The sequence below is a fragment of the Carboxydothermus ferrireducens DSM 11255 genome, assembly GCF_000427565.1.
Taxonomy (GTDB): Bacteria; Bacillota; Z-2901; order Carboxydothermales; family Carboxydothermaceae; genus Carboxydothermus; species Carboxydothermus hydrogenoformans.
Map to the genome: position 1 here is coordinate 72,167 of NZ_ATYG01000002.1, position 20,393 is coordinate 92,559.

The window sequence follows — 20,393 nt, forward strand, 5'->3', positions numbered from 1 at the left end:
TTCTTTAATTTTAATACAACTTAATAATTTTCGACAACTAAAGCCCCCTCAAGGTCGGTACGCCAAAGCTTTCCCTTACCTTTTAGAGCCGCTAAAAGCTTATCCCCGGGAAAACCATAAAGGTTATTTTGACCAACGGAAATAACTCCATAACCAAATTTTAACTTTTCCATAAAGCTTTCTGAAAAAAAGTTACTACCATGATGGGGGATTTTTACCACTTCATAATAAGCCCGAAGTTGGTTTTCCAGATCTTCTTCCGCTTCTCTCTCGATGTCCGCCCCAAAAAAGTAGGTTTTCCGGCCTATTTTACCCGCCAGCACTACACTGTTGTTATTGGGGTCTGAGCGGGTACCGGAATAGATTCTTTCCGGTCCTAATATCCGTAAAGAAACATCATCCAAACTAATAACGGCAGAAGTTTTAGCATAATAAATTCTTATTTTTCTTAACCGGAGTAAATTTAAAAGTTCCAGGTATTCCTGGTCTTCCCCTAAATATGGAGAAATTAAGACCGCCTTTACCGTGGCACTCTGGATAAGCGTTTCTGCACCCCCGTAATGGTCATTATGGGGATGGGTCAACACTAAAAGGTCTATAACCCCCGTGCCACTTTGGCGAAGATATGCTAAAACTTTTCTTCCCGCATCATAATTTTCGTTTTTTGGTCCGGTATCCACCACAATCGTGCGTCCGCGCAAAGTATGAATTACCGCTGCATCCCCCTGGCCGACGGCAAGAAAAACAGTTTTTCCGTGCTCTTTTGGTACTAAAAATATACCTAAAATTAAAAAGGCAATTACACAGAATTTTACAATATCGATCTTTTCTTTTTTTACCAACCAAAAATATCCTAAAAATAACCCGCAATAAAAAAGAAAAATTAATGTAAAAAAAGGCTTTTTTACTGCTATTGTCGCCCCGGGAATTAAAGCCATTTGACTGTTCATATTTAAAGTAAACACCGTTAGTAGTTCAGTTAGATGTCTTAAGGGAGATAAAAATAAACCGAAAATTCCGGAAGCCATAATAATACCGGTAAGGGGAACTACTAAAAGATTGGCTATAATTGAAAGGGTAGCAAAGAGGGAATAATGATAAAATACAATTGGCTCGGTTAAAATTTGCGCACCAACCGTAACTCCAATAGTGTCGGCCAAATAAGAAGGTAAATACAACTTTAATTTTTCCGCTAAAGGTAAACCTATTAAAAATATCCCCAGGGTTGCTAAATACGATAAGAGAAAACCCGCCGAAAAAAGCTCCTGAGGTTTTATTAAAAGATAAAAAAAGGCACTTAAAAATAAGTGATAAACCGGCTGATAATCCCGCCCCAAGAAAAAAGCCCCGACCAAAAACACCAGCATTAAAAAGGCCCGCACCGTTGCCGGGTTAAAACCGGTCAGGGCGGTATAAAAAAAGCAAAAAATTATTGTAAAAAGGTTTTGCCATTGCCGGGAAAGCCGTAACCCCTTTCCCAAAAAATAAATTGCCCCCGCCACCAACCCCAAATGCAGGCCGCTGACACTTAAAATGTGCACGACCCCGGTTTTCGCAAAACTATCGTAAACCTCCGGGGAAATTTCCTCATCGTCCCCTAAATACAAACCTTTTAATAACGCCGCAGTTTCGGGAGAATAGGTATTTAACCTTTCTTTAAGAAAATTTTTTACTGCTGCAAAGGGCCGAAGAAAAGAAAAGTTACCCCCGATTTTTTCCGCGGTTTGAGCGTTTAAAACCCCATAAATTCCTTGCCGTCTTAAATAACTTGGATAGTTAAACTCGCCGGGATTTTGCGGAGGAATTGGTTTTAGGAAACTTCCGGTAATTTTTAAAATATCTCCCGGAAGCCTTAAAACCATTTCTTTTTCCCGGACTAAATAGGTTTCTTTGGTTTTTAAATCCACTACTTTAAAACTGTTTTTATCATTTTTTACGGTAGACCCTTCCACCACACGGCAAATTCCCCGATATTCCCCTTCCCGAAAACCCGGACTCACATGAAGATTTAGGTTTACCCCTCCAAGAAGCATAAAAGCTACTAAAAGAACGGCTAAGCTTTTGCGTTCCCGGGGTAAAACAAGATATAAAAGCATAAACAATAAGGCCAAATACAGAAATAGCCGAAAAGGGATAAAACCCTGATCGGCTACGATAATTCCCAGTATGTAAAAAATGAAAGCAAGATAAATTTCCATATTCCCCTCTAATTAACCGTAATATAATCTTTTAGCGTTTCAAACTTTTTGTCCCCTATGCCCTTAACTTTTTTTAGATCCTCAATAGTCGCAAAGGGCCCATTTTGCTCCCGGTATTCAATAATCTTAGCTGCCGTGGCAGGGCCAACTCCCGGTAGTTTATCCAGCTCTTCGGCGGTTGCGGTATTGATATTTACTTTTGCTTCCTGGCCGCCGGAGCCCTTTAGAGCATTTTGCTGGCCAAACGCCTTGTTGGTCGAAGCTGAAGCCGTTGTTGTCTCATTTTTAAAGGGAATATAGATTTTTTGCCCATCGCTTACCTTAGCCGCCAGGTTAATACTGCTGTCGTCGGCTAAAGGTAACATTCCCCGCGCTTTTTCTATGGCATCCTTTACCCGGGCGCCTTCTTCTAAAACATAAACACCGGGTTTATAAACCGCTCCGGCCACATGAACAACCGCCGTTCCCTTTGGGGTAACCTCCCTGGTAATAACTTCCTGCTCGGCTGTTTCCTTAAGCGGAGGTGATTCCGGCCCGGTCCACCATAAATAGCAAACCAAGGCTAAAAGTAAAAAAATAATTCCATATAAAGAAAGTTTAGAACGGTCGTCAAAGGGATTCATAAGCTACTCCGCTAAAAAGCCACTTAACTGGCCTTCTTTGGAAAGCGTTAAAAGATTATGAGAGGAAAACTCCTCAATTAATTTTTGCTGAACTTTATGCCAAATCTTATGTAACGGGCAAATTTCCACTTTCTCACAAATATCCGGATGGTTAATACACTGACTTAAAACTATCGGTCCCTCCACCGCTTCAACTACTTCCAAAACAGTAATCTTTTCCGGATCTTTCAGGAGGACAACACCCCCCTGCGGTCCTTTTACTGTATAGACAAGGCCTGCTTTAACCAAAGACTGCACGATTTTTGCTAAAAAAGCCTCCGGCAACATCAGCCTTTCCGCCAGGGTTTTTACCGGTACTACCTGGCCTTTAGGCAGTTTTGCCAGATCCATCAAGGCAATTAAAGCATATTCCCCCTGTTTTGTAAGCTGCATGAATTTTCCCCCTGAAAAAATCAAGCTTTCTAAGGTATTTTACAATATATTTTATATTTTTTCAATATAAATAAAATTTGTCGAAAATTGTCGTATTTTCTTTATTTAAAGGTATTTTGGAGTTTTATTATCTACTTAGTTTATATTATTATGCCAAGCAAAAATATACTAATACTAAGTAAAATATAAAAAAGTAAAAATATAAAACAAAAACCCTGCAACTGCAGGGTTCTAATGGTGGGTTCCTTCAACTACCTCTACACCTTTTGCCAAAATAGTTTTTTTAATTTGCTCTTTGAAAGGACACCTGGGATAATCTCCGTCTAACAACATACAGGAACTTAAATGAACGTGCGTTAATTCATAAGGGAGAAGTTTTTCAATAAGCCTGGAAACGCGGCGCCCGGAGCAACCACCGCAGGTGAAAAAGCCGATAATTTCTGCCTCAGGCCCATAGCGGGCAAACTGCTGCTCCCTTTTATTAAAGCTATTAAAACAACCAATTCCTGGACAAACCTCGGAAACAATATGACACCGCACCACCGCAATTTTGGGTTTTTGCGGTTTCGGGTCGCTTACATCCCTGGCGGTCATTTTCCCCCGGGCTTCCATTACTTCATTTACCGTGATCTCCTCTACACCCTTTTGCTTCGCCCACTCCTCTACCTTCTTCTTGGCTTTTTCCCGCACAAAAAAGGGAACGTTATTCATGTACTCTAACGCTTCTTTCGTCCAGCGCATCTTCTTCTTCCCCTTTTGTTTTTTCTTTATTTTAACCTGGGCTTTTCTTTTATAGCTATGACTTTTATCACAGTTTAAGCCTCGGGATACCTTTGGGCGCCGGCCTTTATAAGGGAATTAACAATATAAGTAGCCCTTCCTCCGGAGTAATCCCTTTTCTCCATTTCTTCCGGCTTTACTATAAAAATTTTTTTCGGTTCCACTTCTAAAAGGGCTTCAATATTTTTTAGATTTCCCGGCCCTATTGGTACTGGAGCTACCACAATCTTATCCGCCTTCTTTATGACCTCCAAAAGCCGCTGGTAGCTTTCCTCGGAAATGGGCGAGAAAGGCTCTTCCTCCACCACTTCTGCCCCAAGTGCTTTTGCTGTCTGCCAGTCACTATCGCTTTTATTTAAAACCCCCGCTGAGATTTTCGCTCCCTGCTGGCTTTCCCGGAGCATTATGCTCCCAGCCATCCCTCCACCGCCTATGATATGCACCTTTTTCTTGCCGTCACTAACTCTATTAACTATTAACGGCAGTATCTGCGGAATGTTTAAAACCGGGTGATTCACAACAAGTGCTGGTTCCTGATAAGCTTTATAAATGTTTTCGAAGGTTAAAACATCTTTCGCCTCGCCGGTAATAAGTTTCCCTGCCGAAAATAAGTAGAGCTTATCAGCAAAAAAGGAAGCCAAGTTTAAATCATGAAGAACCGCTAAAACGCCAATTCCCTGAGCCGCTAAATCTTTTAAAAGAGATAGTATTTTTACCTGATAAAATAAATCCAGGTGATTGGTGGGCTCATCTAAGAGGATATAGTCGGCTTCCTGGGCCAAAGCCCGGGCAAGATAAACCCTCTGCCTTTCCCCTCCCGAAAGGGACAAAAGGGTTCGTTCCTCGTAACCGGCTAAACCTACCGTTTCTATAGCTTTTTTTACCGCTTGAAAATCTTTATTAGTCTCTAACCCTAAAAATCCCTGATAAGGGTACCTTCCCATCATTACCGTATCCCAGACCGAATAATCCCGTAAAGTTTCGGGTTCCTGGGGTACATACGCCAGCATCCGGGCCCGCACCTTTGCCGGTAGCAAAAATATTTCTTTTTCGTTTAGTTGTACCGTACCGTACTTCGGTTTTAATAAACCTGCCAGAATTTTTAACAACGTTGTTTTCCCGGCACCATTAGGGCCTATAATTACAGTAAACTTGCCCGGGTGGACTTCAATATTTATCCCCTCAAACAGAGTGATGTTGCCGTAACCGTAGGCCAAATTAAGACCTTTAAGCATGATAACCCCGCCTTATAAAAAGATAGGCAAAAAAGGGAGCACCGATAAAAGCGGTAATAACCCCTACCGGAAGCTCCGCCGGGGCTAAAATACTCCGGGCCAAAGCATCAGCAAAAACCAGGAGGATAGCTCCGGCTAAGGTTGATAAAGGTATTAAAAGGCGAAAATCCTTACCAAAAATAAGTTCTACCACCTGGGGAACTACCAGACCAACAAACCCTATGGTTCCGGAGAAGCTGACCGCTCCTGCAGTTAATAAACTTGCCAGTATTAAAAAAAGAGCTCTTTTTTTGGTAACCTCCACCCCTAACTGGACTGCAGTATCATCCCCAAAACTCATGGCATTTAAGTCCCGGGCCAAAACAAAAAGGAAACCAAGCCCAAATAAAAGGTACAGGCCAAGCACTCCCGCTTCTTTAAATCCTTTATTACTGAGTCCTCCCATCAACCAGTAAATAATCTGGTGCATATTTTCCCGGCTTATCGCTAAAACAAAAGTAACGATAGCTCCTAAAAAGCTATTTACAATAATTCCCGCAAGAATCAGCCGGTTTGGTTCCGGTTTTTTAGCAATAATAAAGACCAAAAATAACGCCCCAAGACTCCCTACAAAAGCCCCTGCAGGAAGAGCATAATAAGGAAAAGATTTCAGCAATGTTAACAAGGCTACAGCTGCAGCAGCTCCTGAAGATACTCCCAAAATATAGGGGTCGGCTAAAGGTGTCTTTAAGACCCCCTGGTACACCGTACCTGCCAGGCCGAGAGCTGCTCCCACCACTAACCCCAAAGCTATACGGGGTAGTCTTATCTTAAAAAAGATTGTTTTATACGGTTCTAAAAAGAGTTTCGTTATAGAAATTTTCACAGCTCCCAAGTTTGCCGCCAACAATATAACAAAAATAAGGAGGAGGAGTAAAATAACTCCTCCTAAAAATAACTTTACCCACCACGATTTCATTTTCTCACCTATTTTAAACCAGGATGAAGGGCTTTAGCTAATTTTTCAATCCCGTCAATGGTCCGGGGACCCGGTCGCACAATTAAATTAGGATCAATGCTGTCAATAACTTTCTTTTCTTTAACTGCGCGCAGTGCCTGCCAGAGTTCACGTTTGTATGGATGTTGGTCCGGTTTTAAATAAGCGGTATCAGCAAGTAAAATATAATCAGGATTTAAAGTTAAGAGCTTTTCATCGGAAAGGTTTACCCAGCTACCACTGGTTATGACGTTTTTACCACCTGCTTTTACGAGGAGATCATTAATGAAGGTGTTTGGCCCGGCAACATATAAACCGTACGCATAATCAACCTCTACCAAGACCGACGGTTTTTTGTTGTATTTTTTTAACTTTGCTGTAAGTTTATTTAATCTTGCCTGCATATTATTAGTAATGCTTACAGCTTTAGAGTATTTACCGGTAGCTCTACCAACCAGCTTTATGTTATTTAAAATATCGTTAAAGTTTTTCGGTTCTTTTAAAACAAACACCTTAATTTTTAAGTTTTGCAGTTTTTTAATAGCATCCGGTGAAATACTATCCTGAGCCACCACCAGGTCAGGTTTTAAGCTTACAATTTTTTCCACATTAACATTAAATGCATCGCCCACCTTGGCCTTTTTTTTGGCCGCTGCTGGGTAATCGCAAAAGTTAGTAACACCTACAATATACTTATCTAATCCCAGAGCAAATAAGATTTCAGTATTACTTGGGGCAAGAGATACAATTCTTTTGGGATAACTTTTAAAGGTAAAAACGTTTCCTTTAGAATCTTTTACCGTTATTCCCTTACTTTGCCCTGCCATTAATGGAGCTACCGCCAACAACAGAATGACGGCAACAGCTAAAAATACCACCCATCTTTTTTTCACCATTTTTTCGCCCCCTTATTTGTTAAATTTAGTAAAAAATCCGCTTCCCGGTTCGGTAAGCGGATTATAACCAAAAGCCTTACAATCCCTCCCTTCGCCGCGAAGGTAAGACAGATTAACTCTCACGGGCAGGTTTCCTGGCTTACGGCTCATCGCCTCTTTTAGCCTTCCCATCCGATTTAACGGACAGTGGCATCTCTAAAAGAGGCTCCCCGAGTACAGTGGCGGGCCCGCGCCGTTTGCGGAAATTCCGTCCGGCTTCCCTTTTAACCCTTCCGGGCACCCGTAGAGCGGGGTATTAACTTTTTCTATTAAACAAAGTTCGCTTAAACTCGCCCAATTCCTTTTTTGTGAAAAAAGTATTTAAGAGAAATCTTTTAATTTGTCATAATTTATAATTTCTAAGCTCCGCCCTTCGGCCCGAAGTACTCCTAAACGTTTAAACTCATTTATTATACGACTGGCCGTTTCCCGGGAAACCCCGGCTAAATTGGCTATTTCCTGCTGGGAAAGATTAATTACCGGGCCGTAGCGTAAGAGAACGCTACATACCCGGGCTAAACTATCTTTTAACGCTAACTCTTTAATTTTTTGATTGGCTAAATCTAAACGATACAACAGCACCTTGATAAGATTTAACGCAATTTCTCCGCGTTTTTTCAAAAGGTTCTCCATTTCCTCGTTGGGAATTACCAGGACTTCCCCCGGCTCTATAACCTCGGCGGTGGCAGGATAAGGACGCTTGGAAAATAGCACCACTTCGGCAAAAATATCTCCCGGTTCAACATAATGAAGGATGTGTTCCCGGCCTTCCCGGTCCTCTTTATAGAGCTTAATCCGCCCGCTTTTTAAAAAGTATACTGCCGCCCCCGGGTCCCCTTCGGAAAACAGAATTTGTCCTTTTTTCAGCCGGCGGGAATAAAGAAGATTCCCGATTTCCTTTAAATCATCCGGGGAAAGCTCCCCGAAAAGTGGTATCTTTTTTAAAACCTCCCAGTTTTCCATTGTTACCCCGCTACCACAATATTAATTAATTTTTCAGGTACTATAATAACTTTAATAATTTTTTTATCGGCGGTCAATTCTTTTATTTTCGGCGTATTTAAGGCAATTTCCTTTAACTCATCTTCCGCCACATTTCTCGGAACCATTACCCGGTCCTTGACTTTACCGTTAACCTGAATAACTATTTCCACTTCCTCGGTAATCAGAGCTTCTTCATCATACTCTGGCCATTTTTCTAAGTGAACACTTTGTTTATTGCCCAATGCCTCCCATAATTCCTCGGCAATATGAGGCGCAAAAGGTGCCAGAAGTATCACCAGTTTGTTTAACGCTTCTTTTAAAAGGCCGGGATTAATTTCCCCTTCTTTGTACTGGTAAAGACCGTTCACTAACTCCATAATTGCCGAAATTGCCGTATTAAAGTTAAACCTTTCTTCAATATCCTCGGTTACCTTTTTAATGGTGGCGTGTAACAGGCGATTTAATTCTTTATCTTTTGCCGAAAATTCCCGAAGTTCATCGGATATCCGGTCCTTGGTCTGGTAAATTAGCCGCCACACCCGGTTTAAAAAGCGAAAGCTTCCCTCTACCCCCTGGTCGCTCCACTCTAAATCCCGTTCCGGGGGCGCCGCAAAAAGAATAAACAACCGGGCGGTATCGGCCCCGTATTTTTCCACGATTTCTTCGGGACTTACCACATTTCCTTTGGATTTACTCATCTTGGCCCCATCTTTTAATACCATGCCCTGGGTCAAAAGATTGGTAAAGGGTTCGTCCACATGAACCAATCCCAGGTCATAGAGGACTTTGGTGAAAAACCGGGAATATAAAAGGTGCAAAATAGCATGTTCTACCCCGCCGATATACTGGTCCACCGGCAACCATCTTTCCACCTTTTCTTTGCTCCAGGGCTGTTGTTTATCCCGGGGCGAAGTATAACGATAGTAATACCAGGACGAACAAATAAACGTATCCATCGTGTCCGTTTCCCGGGTTGCAGGTCCACCGCACTCGGGACAGGTGGCATTTAAAAACTCGGGAACGTACTTTAAGGGACTTTCCCCGGTAGGACGAAATTCTACATTATACGGTAAAACTACCGGCAGCTGGTCCTCGGGTACGGGAACAATTCCGCACTTTTCACAGTACAGCACCGGAATGGGAGCACCCCAGTACCTTTGCCGGGAAATAAGCCAGTCCCGAAGCCTGTAGTTTACTCGATATTTACCAAATCCCCGCTTTTCCGCTTCTTGGGTAATTATCCTGATTGCCTCTTTGTTGGCTAACCCGGTAAACTCGCCGGAATTGACCAGAATTCCTTCTCCGGTATAGGCTTCCGTTAACTCCTCGGCTTTCAATTCTTGCCCCGGAGGGGTTATTACCACTTTTATCGGCAAATTGTATTTTTTGGCAAATAAGAAGTCCCGCTGGTCGTGGGCCGGCACCCCCATAACCGCACCGGTACCGTACTCCACTAAAACATAGTTGGCTAAAAGTATGGGAATCTCTTCCCCGGTAAAGGGATTTATAGCATAAGCTCCCGTAAAAACCCCTTCTTTTTCGGCGGTCTCGGCGGTTCTCTCAATTTCGGACAAGTACATCATTTTCCGTTTAAATTCCAAAACATCCTTTTCGTACTGAGTCCCCCGGGAAATTTTTTCAACCAGTGGATGTTCCGGCGCCAAAACCATGTAGGTTACTCCGAAAATAGTGTCGGGCCGGGTGGTAAACACCGATATTGTTTCCTCATGCCCCTTTATTTTAAAAGTAATTTCCGCCCCTTCGGATCTTCCGATCCAGTTTTCCTGCATAATTTTTACCTTTTCCGGCCAGCCGGTAAGCTTTTTAATATCCTGCAGAAGTCTTTCGGCATAAGCGGTAATTTTAAAGAACCACTGTTCTAACTCCTTTTTCTCCACCCGGGAATGGCAGCGTTCGCACTCCCCGTCTATCACCTGTTCGTTAGCCAGAACCGTCTGACAGCCGGGGCACCAGTTTACCGGAGCTTTTTTCTTGTAGGCAAGCCCCTTCTTGTAAAACTGTAAAAAGAGCCACTGGGTCCACCGGTAGTATTCCGGATGACAGGTAGCTACCTCCCGCCGCCAGTCGTAAGAAATACCTAACTCCTTTAACTGCCGTCTCATATTGGCAATATTATCCCAGGTCCAATCCGCCGGATGAACATTACCGTGTTTAATCGCCGCATTTTCCGCCGGAAGCCCAAAAGCATCCCAGCCCATTGGGTGTAACACTGCATAGCCCCGCATCCGCTTGTACCGGGCTACCACATCCCCAATGGAGTAATTGCGGACGTGCCCCATATGAAGTTTCCCCGAAGGATAAGGAAACATTTCCAAACAGTAATATTTCGGTTTTTCCGAAAAATCGTCCACTTCGTAAAGTTTTAATTCCTCCCATTTTTTCTGCCACTTCGGCTCAATACTTTTAAAATCGTACCTTTCCTGCATGTTATTCCCTCCATCATGGTAGGTATAACAAAAAACTCCTCGCCATCCCCTAAGGGACGGGAGGAGTGTTTTCCCGCGGTACCACCCTACTTGGCAAGAATACAATAATGGTGGAGCTGGCGGGGATCGAACCCGCGACCTCTTCCATGCCAAGGAAGCGCGCTCCCACTGCGCTACAGCCCCACATTCTTGCCCACTTGTTTTGGATAACGGAACATGCCGGCCAGAAGTACCTATCCCTCTGGCAACTCCGAGGCGAGTTCACTGTTTGGAGGCTACAGCCTTGCACCCGCCGGCTGCTCTCTTTAAGCCACAAAACAGTTACTGCTCCTCTTCACCGTTTTTCACTTTGTTAGTCACATGAGAAATTATATATAAATCATTAAACTTTGTCAACCACATCATGCCGGTAATTTTCGGCTGTCCGCCACAATCTTTCCAAATCGTAAAATTCCCGTTCCTCTTCCACAAACACATGCACAACCAGGTCCCCATAATCCATTAAAACCCAGCGGGCGGCATTTTTGCCTTCAATACGGTAAGGAGTTAGGCCGATTTCCGACAGTTTTTCTTCAATGTTATCGACAATCGCTTTGACCTGAATGGTCGAACTTGCGGAAACTATTAAAAAGTAATCGCAAATTGGCGTTAAAGAAGAAACATCTAAAAGGCTTAAATTAAATCCTTTTTTATCCAAAGCGGCATCCATTGCAATATTTATATGTTGAGGTAAAGTTTTTTCCAAAAAGACACCTCCCCTAAATTCCTTTTTATATTATAGCTAAATTTTCGATTTTTTTGCTACTTCCTCCCGAAAATAATTTAAAACCATGAGTGTCCGGGAATCAACCGTTTTATTTTTTTTCGTTAAATATTCTAAGGTATTTTCCAGGGCTAAAAGCATCCCCCGTTTTAGGTCTCGAAATGAGGCGATTAAAAGCTTCTGCCTTTGGGCAAAGTTTCGCCCCGGTTCAATTAAATCCGCTAAAAAAATAATCATATCCAAATCGGTCATGTCCACTGCCCCCAGGGTATGGCGGGAAACTGCGTTAAAAATCTCTTCATCATAAATCCCCAACATATCCCGGATAAAATATGCTCCCGCGGGAGCATGAAGCACCACCGGATTTAATTTATCTTCAGAGGTTATCTCATACCCCCTGACTTGTAAGTAGGCAATAAACCTTTCCTCCGGCCACTCCCGGGCTATATCGTGGACAATTCCCGCCAAAAAGGCTTTTTCTTTTTTTTCCGGAAGGTGCCTTTGGGCAAGATAATAAGCGGTCCGCGCAACCCCTAAAGAGTGACTTATTCTTTCTTCCGAAAGGTTTTCCTGTAAAATCCGTAAAAATCTTTTCACAATCCCATCCCCCTTAAACCGGAAAAAACCCCCGCAAAATCGGGGGTTAACCATTCCGCTCCCGGGCTTCGCTAACTACCAACTGTCGCCCTTCAACTTCTTTGCCATTTAATCCGGTCATAAATTTTTCCGCATCTTCATCCCGCACTTCAATAAAGCCGTATCCTCTGGAACGACCGGTGCTCTTTTCAAGGATTACCCGAGCTCCTATAACTTCCCCAAACTCCGAAGCTATTTCCTGTAACTGCTCTGACCGGATTTTCCAGGGTAAGTTGCCAACATACAATGTTTTGGTCATCAGATACCACCTTCACCTGAGACTTTGTTTTGTATTCTTATTATTGACCGGCCAGCCCGGTTCATACAAAATTACCGGTATAAATTATTTGCAACAATATAATCATATACCTCTACCGGTATTAAATGGGAATAGGGAAGCTTTTCCCTGATTCTCTGCCGGATTAAAGAACTGGAAATGCCAATCTCCGGCATTTCTACCACGATTATTTGAGCCCGATACCGGTTTTTAAGGTATTGGACCTGATTTAAAAAAACTTCTTTGGAAACCCCTGCACGGGAAACCGCAATTATAGGAATCTTTTTTAAAAGTTCTTCGCCTCTGTACCATCCGGTAATTTCCAAAAGACCATCGGCACCGGTAATGAAGTAAAGTTCATCATGGGGATAAAGTAATTTTAACTCCTCTACGGTATCAAAAGTATACGAAGGCTTATCCCGCAAAAATTCAATATTACTCACTGAAAACTCCGGATATTTTTTTAAAGCCAACCGTAACATTTGAAAACGATGCTGTTCACTTATTACTCCCTCTTTTTTATGGGGGGGGATTTTTGCCGGAATAAAGATCACCCGGTTAAGTTTGGCTTGCCAAAAGGCTTCCCGCGCCAGTACCAGATGCCCAAGATGCACCGGATTAAAACTTCCGCCAAAAATTCCTATTTTAGCTCCGGCCATAACCGGTCCTCCGGATTTTCCAGTTGTTTTTTCATATAATTAACCACCAGCTCATCTATGGCCTGGCTTAAACGGTACACTTCCTCATCCCGAAAATCTTTTTTCCGTTCATATATTTCTACAAGCTTTTCCCGTTCTTTTTGGATTTTTTCCCAAATTTGCTTCATTATATCACCCCACCACACAAGGCAAAGGTATTCGACGTTTAATTAAAAATTCCTGCAAAGTTTTTTGCCTTCTTTTGTCTATATTCGTCGTTATGGTACAATCACAATTAAGAAATTTTATTTTTCGTTGTATATGCTCAAAAGGAGGATTTTATGCTTAAAGAAGTACTAATAGAAAAAATAAAAAAAATGCCGCTTACCTTTCGGGATTTTATGGAATTAGCTTTATACCATCCGGACTACGGATATTATATCCGAAATGTTACCCTTGGAAAAGAAGGGGATTTTTATACAGCCCCAATTTTAAGTAAGAGCTTTGGTTATACTCTGGGAAAATACATCTTTAACCTCAACCAAACTTATGGCATACCCTTAACGCTGTTAGAATTTGGTGCTGGAACCGGGAAAATGGCTCAAGATATTTTAGTTTGGTTTGCTGCTCAAGGGCTTTTCCCGGAATATCACATTCTTGAAATAAGCGCTCATTTAAGAGAAGTCCAAAGAAAAAATCTTGAATGCCAGCAAAACCAGATAAGGCATCTTCCGGAATTTCCCAAAAATTTTTCGGGAATAATCATTGCCAATGAAGTAGTAGACGCATTTCCCGTCCACCGGGTAATTTACCAAAAGGGAATTTTTCAGGAAATTTACGTAGGGGTTGATGATAACGGTAAATTTTTTACCTACCCATCCCGGCTTTCTTCCCCCGAAATCGAGTTATACCTAAAAGAAGCCAACATATCCCCCGTTGAAGGGCAGATTTTTGAGGTAAACTTGGAAGCAGGTAAATGGCTGGAAGAAATTTATCAAAAACTCAACCGCGGCGCCTTTATTATAATCGACTATGGCTTTGATACCGCTGAACTCTACCACCATGTCCGCAGCACAGGTACGTTGGCGGCTTTTTCCCGCCACCGCCAAAAAGACCCCCTACAAAATCCCGGCGAGCAGGACATTACCGCCCACGTTGATTTTGGGATGCTCCGGAAAAAAGCTAAAACATTAGGTTTTAAAGAAGAGTTGTATTTAAGCCAGGGAGAATTTTTAATGAAAGCGGGAATTATGGAGTTTGTAAAACGGGATGACCTTACCCGGCCTTTAGAAAGCTACCAGGAAACTTTAAAAATAAAAAAATTAATCCTCCCCCCAATGGGAGAGGTATTTAAAGTCCTGGTTTTAATTAAAAATTAAAAAAGCTCGCCATAACCAAAGTTATCGTTAAAATAATAATAAAAATAACAGTAACCCAGACAATAATACTTTGCAGGCGATTATTAACCAGCTCACCCATTAGTTCTTTTTTACTGGTTAAAAGCACCATTAAAATTAAAATAATTGGTGATAAAATGCCGGCCAACTGCTGGGTAGCCAGCATTATTCCCACTAATGAAATTTTCGGAAGCAGTATTAATAAAGCACTTATAAAAATCATAAAGGTAAATATGCCGTAAAATACCGGGGCTTCGCCAAAACTTTTATCTAAACCCCGCTCAAAACCAAAAGCTTCTGTAACCGCATAAGCCGTAGAAAGGGGAATAACTATTGCTGCCAAAATAGAAGCTCCTAAAAGTCCTATGCCAAATAGTAATGAAGCATACTGCCCGGCCAGCGGTTTTAATGCAAGCGCTGCGTCCTGGGCTGTTTCAATTTTTATACCGGCTTTATAAAGGGTGGCAGCAGTGGTAACAATGATAAAAAAAGAAACTAAATCTCCCCAGAACGCCCCAAAATAGACATCGAGCTTTTCGTATTTATAATCCTTCAGGCTTAGCCCTTTGTCAGCAATGGAACCCTGCAGGTAAAACTGCATATAAGGGGTAATCGTCGTACCGATCATGCCAATAAAAGTCAGGATATAATCTTTTCTGGGTATAATCGAAGGGATAACGGTAGCCTTAAAAACTTCGGACCAGTTTGGTTTAACCACAAAGGCAGTTATGATATAAGAAAAAAATACGACAGTAAATAAAAGAAGAATTTTTTCCAGCCGGGAATAAGAACCCTTAATAATAACATACCAGATAAAAACTGCCATCAAAGGTACGGAAACAAATTTAGCCACACCAAAAAGTTCTAAGCTTGCAGCAATTCCCGCAAAATCGCCAATGCATACCCCAAGATTAGCAACAAATAAAATCACCATTGCCAAAAAAGTCACTTTTACCCCAAAATTTTCGCGAATAAGATCCGATAAACCTTTACCGGTGACCACCGCCATCCGGGCGTTCATTTCCTGGATTACCGCTAAGCTAAAGGTAATTAATAATAATCCCCAAAGCATGCGGTAACCGTATAACGCCCCTACGGCGGCATAAGTAGCGATACCTCCGGCATCATTTCCCGCATTTACCGTAATAAGCCCCGGGCCAATTATACTTAAAACATATAAACTTTTTTGCAAAAACTTATTAGTTACTTTAAACTTTTTCATGGTGATAACCTCCGGGCAAGAGTAAGTCCATCACATCATCCACTGTTATTATGCCGATAGGCCGATTATCTTTATCCACAACCGGTAAAGCTAAGAGGTTGTATTTAGCAATTACCGAAATAACTTCTTTGGCGCTTGCCCTATCCGCTACCGAAATAATCTTTTTCCGCATGATATTTTTTAATTTCTCCGAAGGCTTGGCCACAATTAAATCCCGCAGGGATAAAACCCCATTTAACTGCCCTTTTTCATTTAACACATAAAGGTAATAAATCATTTCCGCATCCGGCGCCATTTCTCTTAATTTATTAATAGTTTCTTCGGCGGTTAATTCTTCATTAAAAGTAATAAATTCTTTGGTCATAAGGCCACCGGCAGTTTTTTCATCGTATTCTAAGAGTTTCTTAATCTTTTCTTGATCATGTTGACTTAAAAGAGCAAAGAAACGCTGCCTTTTAAATTCCGGCAAATCTCCTAAAAAATCGGCTACATCGTCACTGGCCATTTGCTCTAAAATTTCCGATGCTCGTTTATCATCAAGATTTTCCAAGATATTAGCAGTAAAGTTAGCTTCCATTTCACCTAAAGCTTCAGCTAAAGTCTCATCGTCTAAAGAATTAATTAGCTTCGTTCTTTCTTTACTGTTCAATTGGGATAAAATTTCAGCTATATCCGAAGGGTGCAAATCTGCAATTTTACTCTGGGGTACCGTCAGCAAAATTTCTGGCGTTCCTTGATGAATTGGCTCCAGGTACTCCCAGGATATTAACTCTTCCTTTAAATTAAATTTATTGCCCACAAAGCCTACTCCCAGGCGGCGTAAAAGCCCCAGAAGCCCAATATCTACCGCCACCGGCCGGACCGTTCCCTCATAATAGGCAAGTTTAATATCATTTACCCTTACTACTTTACTTCCCAAAATATCGACAATTTGTTTGTCTAAAATATGTTGTCTTAACCAAAGACATTCCAAATTTAATTCATTTAAAGGGATATTTTTTAACCGACGGTTAAAAGCAAGAATGCGGCGGTTTAAAATTTTTACAAAGCTATATTCTACACTATATATTTTTTTACCCCTCTTAACGGCAACAAAGCAAATTTCGGGAAAAGTGTCACTCCCCTTTACTCCAATATCATAAAGTACACCTAATTTCTCTCCGGTAGGATCAATGGCAGGATTCCCTAAGAGCTCCGAAAAGTACATTTCATTAATGGACATACGCTTCACCGCCTATTTTAAAAAATAAAAAAACCTTCCTGGCCGCCGCCAAAAAGAAGGTTGTAAAAACCTTCTCCACTCGTCAAAGCTTTAGCTCAACCTGGCTTAGAGGAAACCCTCAGCTACATTAGGTAAAACCTTAAGCCGGTAATACCTGTTTACCCGTTGGTGTCTCTCGACATTTCCGGGCAGTAGCCTATATCCAGGAAGTAGCCTCACCTAACGAAGAAAATATTCATTTTCACATTTATTTTAAATCGACCTAAAACATCTGTCAAACACCTTATTTAGATAAGGGACGGTTCTGATATTTGGGTCAATACGCCAAAAGAACCGTCCCTTAATTTGCGGTATGGGACGTAAATATGGGAACGGAGTTTAGCCCCGAATCTGGCCGGTACCGTAGATAACGTACTTGGTGGTGGTTAACTCTTTTAAGCCCATTGGCCCCCGGGCGTGCAGTTTCTGGGTGGAAATCCCAATCTCCGCTCCAAAACCAAACTCAAAGCCATCGGTGAAGCGGGTAGAAGCATTGACGTAAACCGCCGCCGCATCCACTTCCTCGGTAAACCTTTTCGCTTTAAAGTAATCCCGGGTAACAATGGCTTCCGAGTGACCCGAACCGTACTTGGTAATGTGGGCAATTGCTTCATCTAAATCCCGAACCACCCGCACCGCCAAGATAAGGTCTAAAAATTCAGTGTAGTAATCTTCTTCCGTTGCCGGTAAGGCGTCGGGAATATACCGGCGGGTTACCTCACACCCCCTAATTTCCACCCCATTTTCTTTTAAGGCCTTCCCAATTTGGGGTAGGAAAACCGGAGCAATTTTTTCGTGCACCAGCAGGGTTTCCATGGCGTTACATACCGCCGGCCGCTGGCATTTGGCATTAATGATTATCCTTTCAGCCATTTCCAGGTCCGCGTCTTCTTCCACGTAAACGTGGCAGTTACCTACTCCCGTTTCAATTACCGGAACCGTACTGTTTTCCACCACCGTTTTAATTAAACCGGCACCACCCCGGGGGATTAAAACGTCTAAATAACCGTTTAGCCGCATTAAATAATTAGCCGCATCCCGGCTGGTGGTTTTAATCATCCCTACTGCCCCTTCGGGAATTTTCTCGCTCCGGAGCGCTTCTTCCATAAGGGTAACTAAAGCAAGGTTTGAGTTAAAAGCTTCCTTCCCACCCCGAAGGATAACTGCATTTCCTGCTTTAAGGCACAAAGCTGCTGCATCTACGGTTACATTTGGCCGGGATTCATAGATAATCCCTACCACCCCCAGGGGAACCCGCACCTGACCAATTACAAGGCCATTGGGTCGGCGGGTCATTCCAAGAACTTCACCAACGGGGTCGGGAAGTTTGGCTACCTGCCTTACCCCTTCCGCCATATCCAAAATCCTTTTTTCGTTTAACGTAAGCCTTTCAATAAAAGCCGGCGATAGGCCGCCTTTTTTCGCTTCTGCCAGATCCTTTTGGTTTTCGGTTAAAATTTTTTCCATATTCTCTTCCAGGTATTGGGCTATCTTTAAAAGCGCCCGGTTTTTTTGTTCGGTACTTAGCTGAGCAAGTTTTTTCGAAGCCTCTTTGGCTTTCTTAGCTAAATTTAACACTTCATCCATCTAACCATCCTCCTTAATCCACCAGCACCAGATTATCCCGGTGAATAATTTCGTCATAATCTTTATGGCCTAAAACGCCAGCAATTTCCCAGGAATGAAGTCCCTTAATTTTTAAGATATCCTGAGCCGCATAATTGGTAAGCCCTTTAGCAATCACCCGTCCCTTTAAATTTTTAACCGCAACTATAGCTCCTGTCGGAAATTCTCCTTCCACTCCCAGCACTCCCGAAGGCAAAAGGCTCTTTCCGCCACTGCAAAGGGCTTCTTCAGCTCCCAAATCAACTATGATACTTCCCTGCACTCTTGCCCCGGATAACAGCCACTGCTTTTTCCACTGCTTTTTCTTTTTCGGGTAAAAAAAGGTTCCAACCTCTTCCCCTCTTAAAATTCGCCATAAATTGCCATAATCTGCCCGGGCAATTACCATGGGAATCCCCGCATTTACCGCTATTTTCGCCGCCTCTATTTTGGTCTCCATCCCACCGGTACCAACTGCCGTCCCGCTTCCCCCGGCCAGCTTTTCGATTTCCTCATTAATTTCCAAAACCTCCGGAAGAAAACGGGCATTACTATTCTTCCTGGGGTCTGCGGTATACAAGCCATCGATATCGGAAAGAAGAACCAGAAGATCGGCCTCCACCAGTACCGCTACCCGGGCCGATAATGTATCGTTATCCCCAAAGCGAATTTCCTCTACCGCTACGGTATCATTCTCGTTAACCACCGGCACAACGTTGTAATTTAAAAGAGCACGGAAAGTATGTTTGGCGTTCAAAAAACGCTTCCTTACCGCCAAATCTTCCCCGGTTAAAAGCACCTGCGCTGCGATCACCTGGTATTCGGAAAAAAATTTTTCGTATAAATGCATTAATACCCCCTGGCCTACCGCAGCACATGCTTGTTTTTCCGGTAAATTTTTAGGCTTTTCTGGAAGGGCAAGCCTTCCCATTCCGGCAGCTATCGCTCCGGAAGAGACAATAATTATTTCGAATCCTGCATTTTTTAAATCGGCACATTCCCTTACAAAACGCTCCATAGCCGCAAGGTTAATTTTCCCCGTCTCGGGGTGGGTTAAGGACGAAGAACCGATTTTTACAACCAGCCGGCGGACATTTTTTAATATTTCGCGCATTGTTAACTCACTCCGTTACCCGGCATTTTTGGCCTCCGGTTATTTCTAAAAGCCTTGATACCGTTATTGGTACAGCTGAGTTGGGCGAACCTGCCGCAGCATAAACTACCGGAAACCGCTCCAAAGATTCATCGATTAATATCGGAAGAGGCTTTTTTAAAGCAAAAGGACAAACCCCGCCGGGTTTAAAGCCGGTTAACTCCTCCACTTCTTCCGCCCGGGCTAAACGCATTTTTTCGCCAGTTACCGCTTTTAACTTTTTAAAGTCAAGCTTAACGTCCCCCGCTGCTACCACTAAAACCGCTTTACTTTTACCAACGGCCACAATGGTTTTGGCAATTGCCCCTACTTCCACTCCCAACGCCTTAGCTGCTAAAGGAGCGGTACTGGTATCGGCATTTAAAACAATTACCTCCACCGGAGGATTTTGCTTTGACAAAAAATCTTTTACACGCTTAAGTGCTTCCATTTTTTCCTCCACCGCCACCCTTTTTGCCAAAACTATACCTTAATTTACCTATAATTTCAACGTTTCTGCCAAATTTTTTCTAAAAACTGCTCCCGGAATTTTTGGTCGGCATAATTTTTTATGTCATTTTTTAACTGCTCATACAGGACCAGTAATTTATGGGCTTCTGTCGTTAAACTAATACCGCCTTTTCTTCCCCGGCTGCTTTCCACCAGTTTAATCCCCAGCAGCTTTTCCGTAGTCTTAATTTTACCCCAGGCTGCCCGGTACGAAAGGCCAAGCTTTTCCGCCGCAGCTTTTAAAGAACCAAGCTCTAAAGCTGTCTTTAAAATTAAATACCTTCCTTCACCAAAAACTACCGCATTATCCTCTTCTATCCAGATTTTAGTTTTAATTTTCAT

21 protein-coding genes, 1 tRNA gene and 2 riboswitches are annotated in these 20,393 nt (G+C 42.5%); of the genes, 1 reads left to right on the plus strand and 21 read right to left on the minus strand.

Going from position 1 to position 20,393, the window contains the following annotated elements:
• Positions 1–20: 20 nt before the first annotated feature.
• From CARFE_RS0101745 to CARFE_RS0101820, 15 genes are all read right to left on the minus strand, one after another.
• Entirely contained in the window at positions 21–2,198 is a 2,178-nt protein-coding gene (locus CARFE_RS0101745) for a DNA internalization-related competence protein ComEC/Rec2 (RefSeq protein ID WP_028051519.1), read from the minus strand.
• Between the two features lie 8 nt (positions 2,199–2,206).
• The gene (locus CARFE_RS0101750; RefSeq protein WP_028051520.1) at positions 2,207–2,821 is read right to left on the minus strand and encodes a helix-hairpin-helix domain-containing protein; all 615 of its coding nucleotides are present in this window, start codon (positions 2,819–2,821) and stop codon (positions 2,207–2,209) included.
• Between the two features lie 3 nt (positions 2,822–2,824).
• Positions 2,825–3,253 carry an RrF2 family transcriptional regulator gene (locus CARFE_RS0101755; protein WP_028051521.1) on the minus strand — a complete coding sequence of 143 codons (429 nt, stop codon included), beginning with the start codon at positions 3,251–3,253 and terminating at the stop codon, positions 2,825–2,827.
• A gap of 231 nt (positions 3,254–3,484) precedes the next feature.
• The gene (locus CARFE_RS13905; protein WP_011343337.1) at positions 3,485–3,994 is read right to left on the minus strand and encodes a CGGC domain-containing protein; all 510 of its coding nucleotides are present in this window, start codon (positions 3,992–3,994) and stop codon (positions 3,485–3,487) included.
• Positions 3,995–4,068: 74 nt separating this feature from the next.
• Positions 4,069–5,268, minus strand: a complete 1,200-nt coding sequence (locus CARFE_RS0101765; RefSeq protein WP_028051522.1) for an ATP-binding cassette domain-containing protein — start codon at positions 5,266–5,268, stop codon at positions 4,069–4,071.
• Positions 5,261–6,226 carry a FecCD family ABC transporter permease gene (locus tag CARFE_RS0101770; RefSeq protein WP_034541421.1) on the minus strand — a complete coding sequence of 322 codons (966 nt, stop codon included), beginning with the start codon at positions 6,224–6,226 and terminating at the stop codon, positions 5,261–5,263. The genes CARFE_RS0101765 and CARFE_RS0101770 overlap by 8 nt, the downstream gene beginning before the upstream one ends.
• Positions 6,227–6,234: 8 nt before the next feature.
• Positions 6,235–7,140, minus strand: a complete 906-nt coding sequence (locus tag CARFE_RS13910; RefSeq protein ID WP_034541423.1) for an ABC transporter substrate-binding protein — start codon at positions 7,138–7,140, stop codon at positions 6,235–6,237.
• Between the two features lie 107 nt (positions 7,141–7,247).
• A riboswitch (cobalamin riboswitch) is annotated at positions 7,248–7,439 on the minus strand.
• A gap of 61 nt (positions 7,440–7,500) precedes the next feature.
• The gene (locus CARFE_RS0101785; RefSeq protein ID WP_011343331.1) at positions 7,501–8,142 is read right to left on the minus strand and encodes a Crp/Fnr family transcriptional regulator; all 642 of its coding nucleotides are present in this window, start codon (positions 8,140–8,142) and stop codon (positions 7,501–7,503) included.
• A 2-nt stretch (positions 8,143–8,144) separates the two neighbouring features.
• A complete protein-coding gene (gene leuS, locus CARFE_RS0101790) occupies positions 8,145–10,610 on the minus strand; it encodes a leucine--tRNA ligase (RefSeq protein ID WP_028051524.1) in 2,466 nt (821 codons plus the stop codon).
• Between the two features lie 108 nt (positions 10,611–10,718).
• A tRNA-Ala gene (locus CARFE_RS0101795) sits at positions 10,719–10,793 on the minus strand.
• 199 nt (positions 10,794–10,992) lie between these two features.
• The gene (rsfS, locus tag CARFE_RS0101800) at positions 10,993–11,355 is read right to left on the minus strand and encodes a ribosome silencing factor (protein WP_011343329.1); all 363 of its coding nucleotides are present in this window, start codon (positions 11,353–11,355) and stop codon (positions 10,993–10,995) included.
• A gap of 36 nt (positions 11,356–11,391) precedes the next feature.
• The gene (gene yqeK, locus CARFE_RS0101805; protein WP_161625127.1) at positions 11,392–11,970 is read right to left on the minus strand and encodes a bis(5'-nucleosyl)-tetraphosphatase (symmetrical) YqeK; all 579 of its coding nucleotides are present in this window, start codon (positions 11,968–11,970) and stop codon (positions 11,392–11,394) included.
• A 46-nt stretch (positions 11,971–12,016) separates the two neighbouring features.
• Positions 12,017–12,268: an RNA recognition motif domain-containing protein gene (locus CARFE_RS0101810; protein ID WP_011343327.1), complete on the minus strand. Its 252-nt coding sequence runs from the start codon at positions 12,266–12,268 to the stop codon at positions 12,017–12,019.
• Positions 12,269–12,339: 71 nt separating this feature from the next.
• Positions 12,340–12,945, minus strand: coding sequence for a nicotinate-nucleotide adenylyltransferase (gene nadD, locus CARFE_RS0101815; RefSeq protein ID WP_028051526.1), 606 nt, complete (start codon positions 12,943–12,945; stop codon positions 12,340–12,342).
• The gene (locus CARFE_RS0101820; RefSeq protein WP_028051527.1) at positions 12,927–13,112 is read right to left on the minus strand and encodes an aspartyl-phosphate phosphatase Spo0E family protein; all 186 of its coding nucleotides are present in this window, start codon (positions 13,110–13,112) and stop codon (positions 12,927–12,929) included. Before CARFE_RS0101820 ends, nadD begins: the two co-directional genes overlap by 19 nt.
• Before the next feature lie 153 nt (positions 13,113–13,265).
• Here CARFE_RS0101820 and CARFE_RS0101825 point away from each other — a divergent pair, with 153 nt between their 5' ends.
• Entirely contained in the window at positions 13,266–14,303 is a 1,038-nt protein-coding gene (locus CARFE_RS0101825) for a class I SAM-dependent methyltransferase (RefSeq protein ID WP_028051528.1), read from the plus strand.
• Here CARFE_RS0101825 and CARFE_RS0101830 read toward each other — a convergent pair.
• The 6 genes from CARFE_RS0101830 to CARFE_RS0101855 all read right to left on the minus strand — a co-directional run bounded on the left by CARFE_RS0101830 (position 14,293) and on the right by CARFE_RS0101855 (position 20,393).
• A complete protein-coding gene (locus tag CARFE_RS0101830) occupies positions 14,293–15,543 on the minus strand; it encodes an Nramp family divalent metal transporter (protein WP_028051529.1) in 1,251 nt (416 codons plus the stop codon). The genes CARFE_RS0101825 and CARFE_RS0101830 overlap by 11 nt on opposite strands.
• The gene (locus tag CARFE_RS13915; RefSeq protein WP_051250106.1) at positions 15,530–16,765 is read right to left on the minus strand and encodes a magnesium transporter; all 1,236 of its coding nucleotides are present in this window, start codon (positions 16,763–16,765) and stop codon (positions 15,530–15,532) included. Before CARFE_RS13915 ends, CARFE_RS0101830 begins: the two co-directional genes overlap by 14 nt.
• Before the next feature lie 67 nt (positions 16,766–16,832).
• A riboswitch (M-box (ykoK) riboswitch) is annotated at positions 16,833–16,999 on the minus strand.
• Positions 17,000–17,143: 144 nt separating this feature from the next.
• On the minus strand, positions 17,144–18,391 hold the full coding sequence (locus CARFE_RS0101840; RefSeq protein ID WP_028051530.1) for a glutamate-5-semialdehyde dehydrogenase: 1,248 nt from the start codon (positions 18,389–18,391) through the stop codon (positions 17,144–17,146).
• A gap of 13 nt (positions 18,392–18,404) precedes the next feature.
• On the minus strand, positions 18,405–19,523 hold the full coding sequence (proB, locus tag CARFE_RS0101845) for a glutamate 5-kinase (RefSeq protein ID WP_028051531.1): 1,119 nt from the start codon (positions 19,521–19,523) through the stop codon (positions 18,405–18,407).
• 7 nt (positions 19,524–19,530) lie between these two features.
• Positions 19,531–19,992, minus strand: coding sequence for a YbaK/EbsC family protein (locus CARFE_RS0101850; protein WP_028051532.1), 462 nt, complete (start codon positions 19,990–19,992; stop codon positions 19,531–19,533).
• Positions 19,993–20,048: 56 nt separating this feature from the next.
• Positions 20,049–20,393, minus strand: coding sequence for a winged helix-turn-helix domain-containing protein (locus CARFE_RS0101855; RefSeq protein ID WP_011343317.1), 345 nt, complete (start codon positions 20,391–20,393; stop codon positions 20,049–20,051).

What these genes read in the sequence shown, in the direction of transcription:
- CARFE_RS0101855 (WP_011343317.1), bottom strand. Translation starts at nt 20,393, where the DNA reads ATGAAAATTAAAACTAAAATCTGGATAGAAGAGGATAATGCGGTAGTT.
- CARFE_RS0101770 (WP_034541421.1), bottom strand. Translation starts at nt 6,226, where the DNA reads ATGAAATCGTGGTGGGTAAAGTTATTTTTAGGAGGAGTTATTTTACTC.
- CARFE_RS0101750 (WP_028051520.1), bottom strand. Translation starts at nt 2,821, where the DNA reads ATGAATCCCTTTGACGACCGTTCTAAACTTTCTTTATATGGAATTATT.
- CARFE_RS0101755 (WP_028051521.1), bottom strand. Translation starts at nt 3,253, where the DNA reads ATGCAGCTTACAAAACAGGGGGAATATGCTTTAATTGCCTTGATGGAT.
- proB (WP_028051531.1), bottom strand. Translation starts at nt 19,523, where the DNA reads ATGCGCGAAATATTAAAAAATGTCCGCCGGCTGGTTGTAAAAATCGGT.
- nadD (WP_028051526.1), bottom strand. Translation starts at nt 12,945, where the DNA reads ATGGCCGGAGCTAAAATAGGAATTTTTGGCGGAAGTTTTAATCCGGTG.
- CARFE_RS0101840 (WP_028051530.1), bottom strand. Translation starts at nt 18,391, where the DNA reads ATGGATGAAGTGTTAAATTTAGCTAAGAAAGCCAAAGAGGCTTCGAAA.
- CARFE_RS0101820 (WP_028051527.1), bottom strand. Translation starts at nt 13,112, where the DNA reads ATGAAGCAAATTTGGGAAAAAATCCAAAAAGAACGGGAAAAGCTTGTA.
- CARFE_RS0101810 (WP_011343327.1), bottom strand. Translation starts at nt 12,268, where the DNA reads ATGACCAAAACATTGTATGTTGGCAACTTACCCTGGAAAATCCGGTCA.
- CARFE_RS0101850 (WP_028051532.1), bottom strand. Translation starts at nt 19,992, where the DNA reads ATGGAAGCACTTAAGCGTGTAAAAGATTTTTTGTCAAAGCAAAATCCT.
- leuS (WP_028051524.1), bottom strand. Translation starts at nt 10,610, where the DNA reads ATGCAGGAAAGGTACGATTTTAAAAGTATTGAGCCGAAGTGGCAGAAA.
- CARFE_RS0101785 (WP_011343331.1), bottom strand. Translation starts at nt 8,142, where the DNA reads ATGGAAAACTGGGAGGTTTTAAAAAAGATACCACTTTTCGGGGAGCTT.
- CARFE_RS13910 (WP_034541423.1), bottom strand. Translation starts at nt 7,140, where the DNA reads ATGGTGAAAAAAAGATGGGTGGTATTTTTAGCTGTTGCCGTCATTCTG.
- CARFE_RS13905 (WP_011343337.1), bottom strand. Translation starts at nt 3,994, where the DNA reads ATGCGCTGGACGAAAGAAGCGTTAGAGTACATGAATAACGTTCCCTTT.
- CARFE_RS0101745 (WP_028051519.1), bottom strand. Translation starts at nt 2,198, where the DNA reads ATGGAAATTTATCTTGCTTTCATTTTTTACATACTGGGAATTATCGTA.
- CARFE_RS0101830 (WP_028051529.1), bottom strand. Translation starts at nt 15,543, where the DNA reads ATGAAAAAGTTTAAAGTAACTAATAAGTTTTTGCAAAAAAGTTTATAT.
- CARFE_RS0101825 (WP_028051528.1), top strand. Translation starts at nt 13,266, where the DNA reads ATGCTTAAAGAAGTACTAATAGAAAAAATAAAAAAAATGCCGCTTACC.
- CARFE_RS0101765 (WP_028051522.1), bottom strand. Translation starts at nt 5,268, where the DNA reads ATGCTTAAAGGTCTTAATTTGGCCTACGGTTACGGCAACATCACTCTG.
- CARFE_RS13915 (WP_051250106.1), bottom strand. Translation starts at nt 16,765, where the DNA reads ATGTCCATTAATGAAATGTACTTTTCGGAGCTCTTAGGGAATCCTGCC.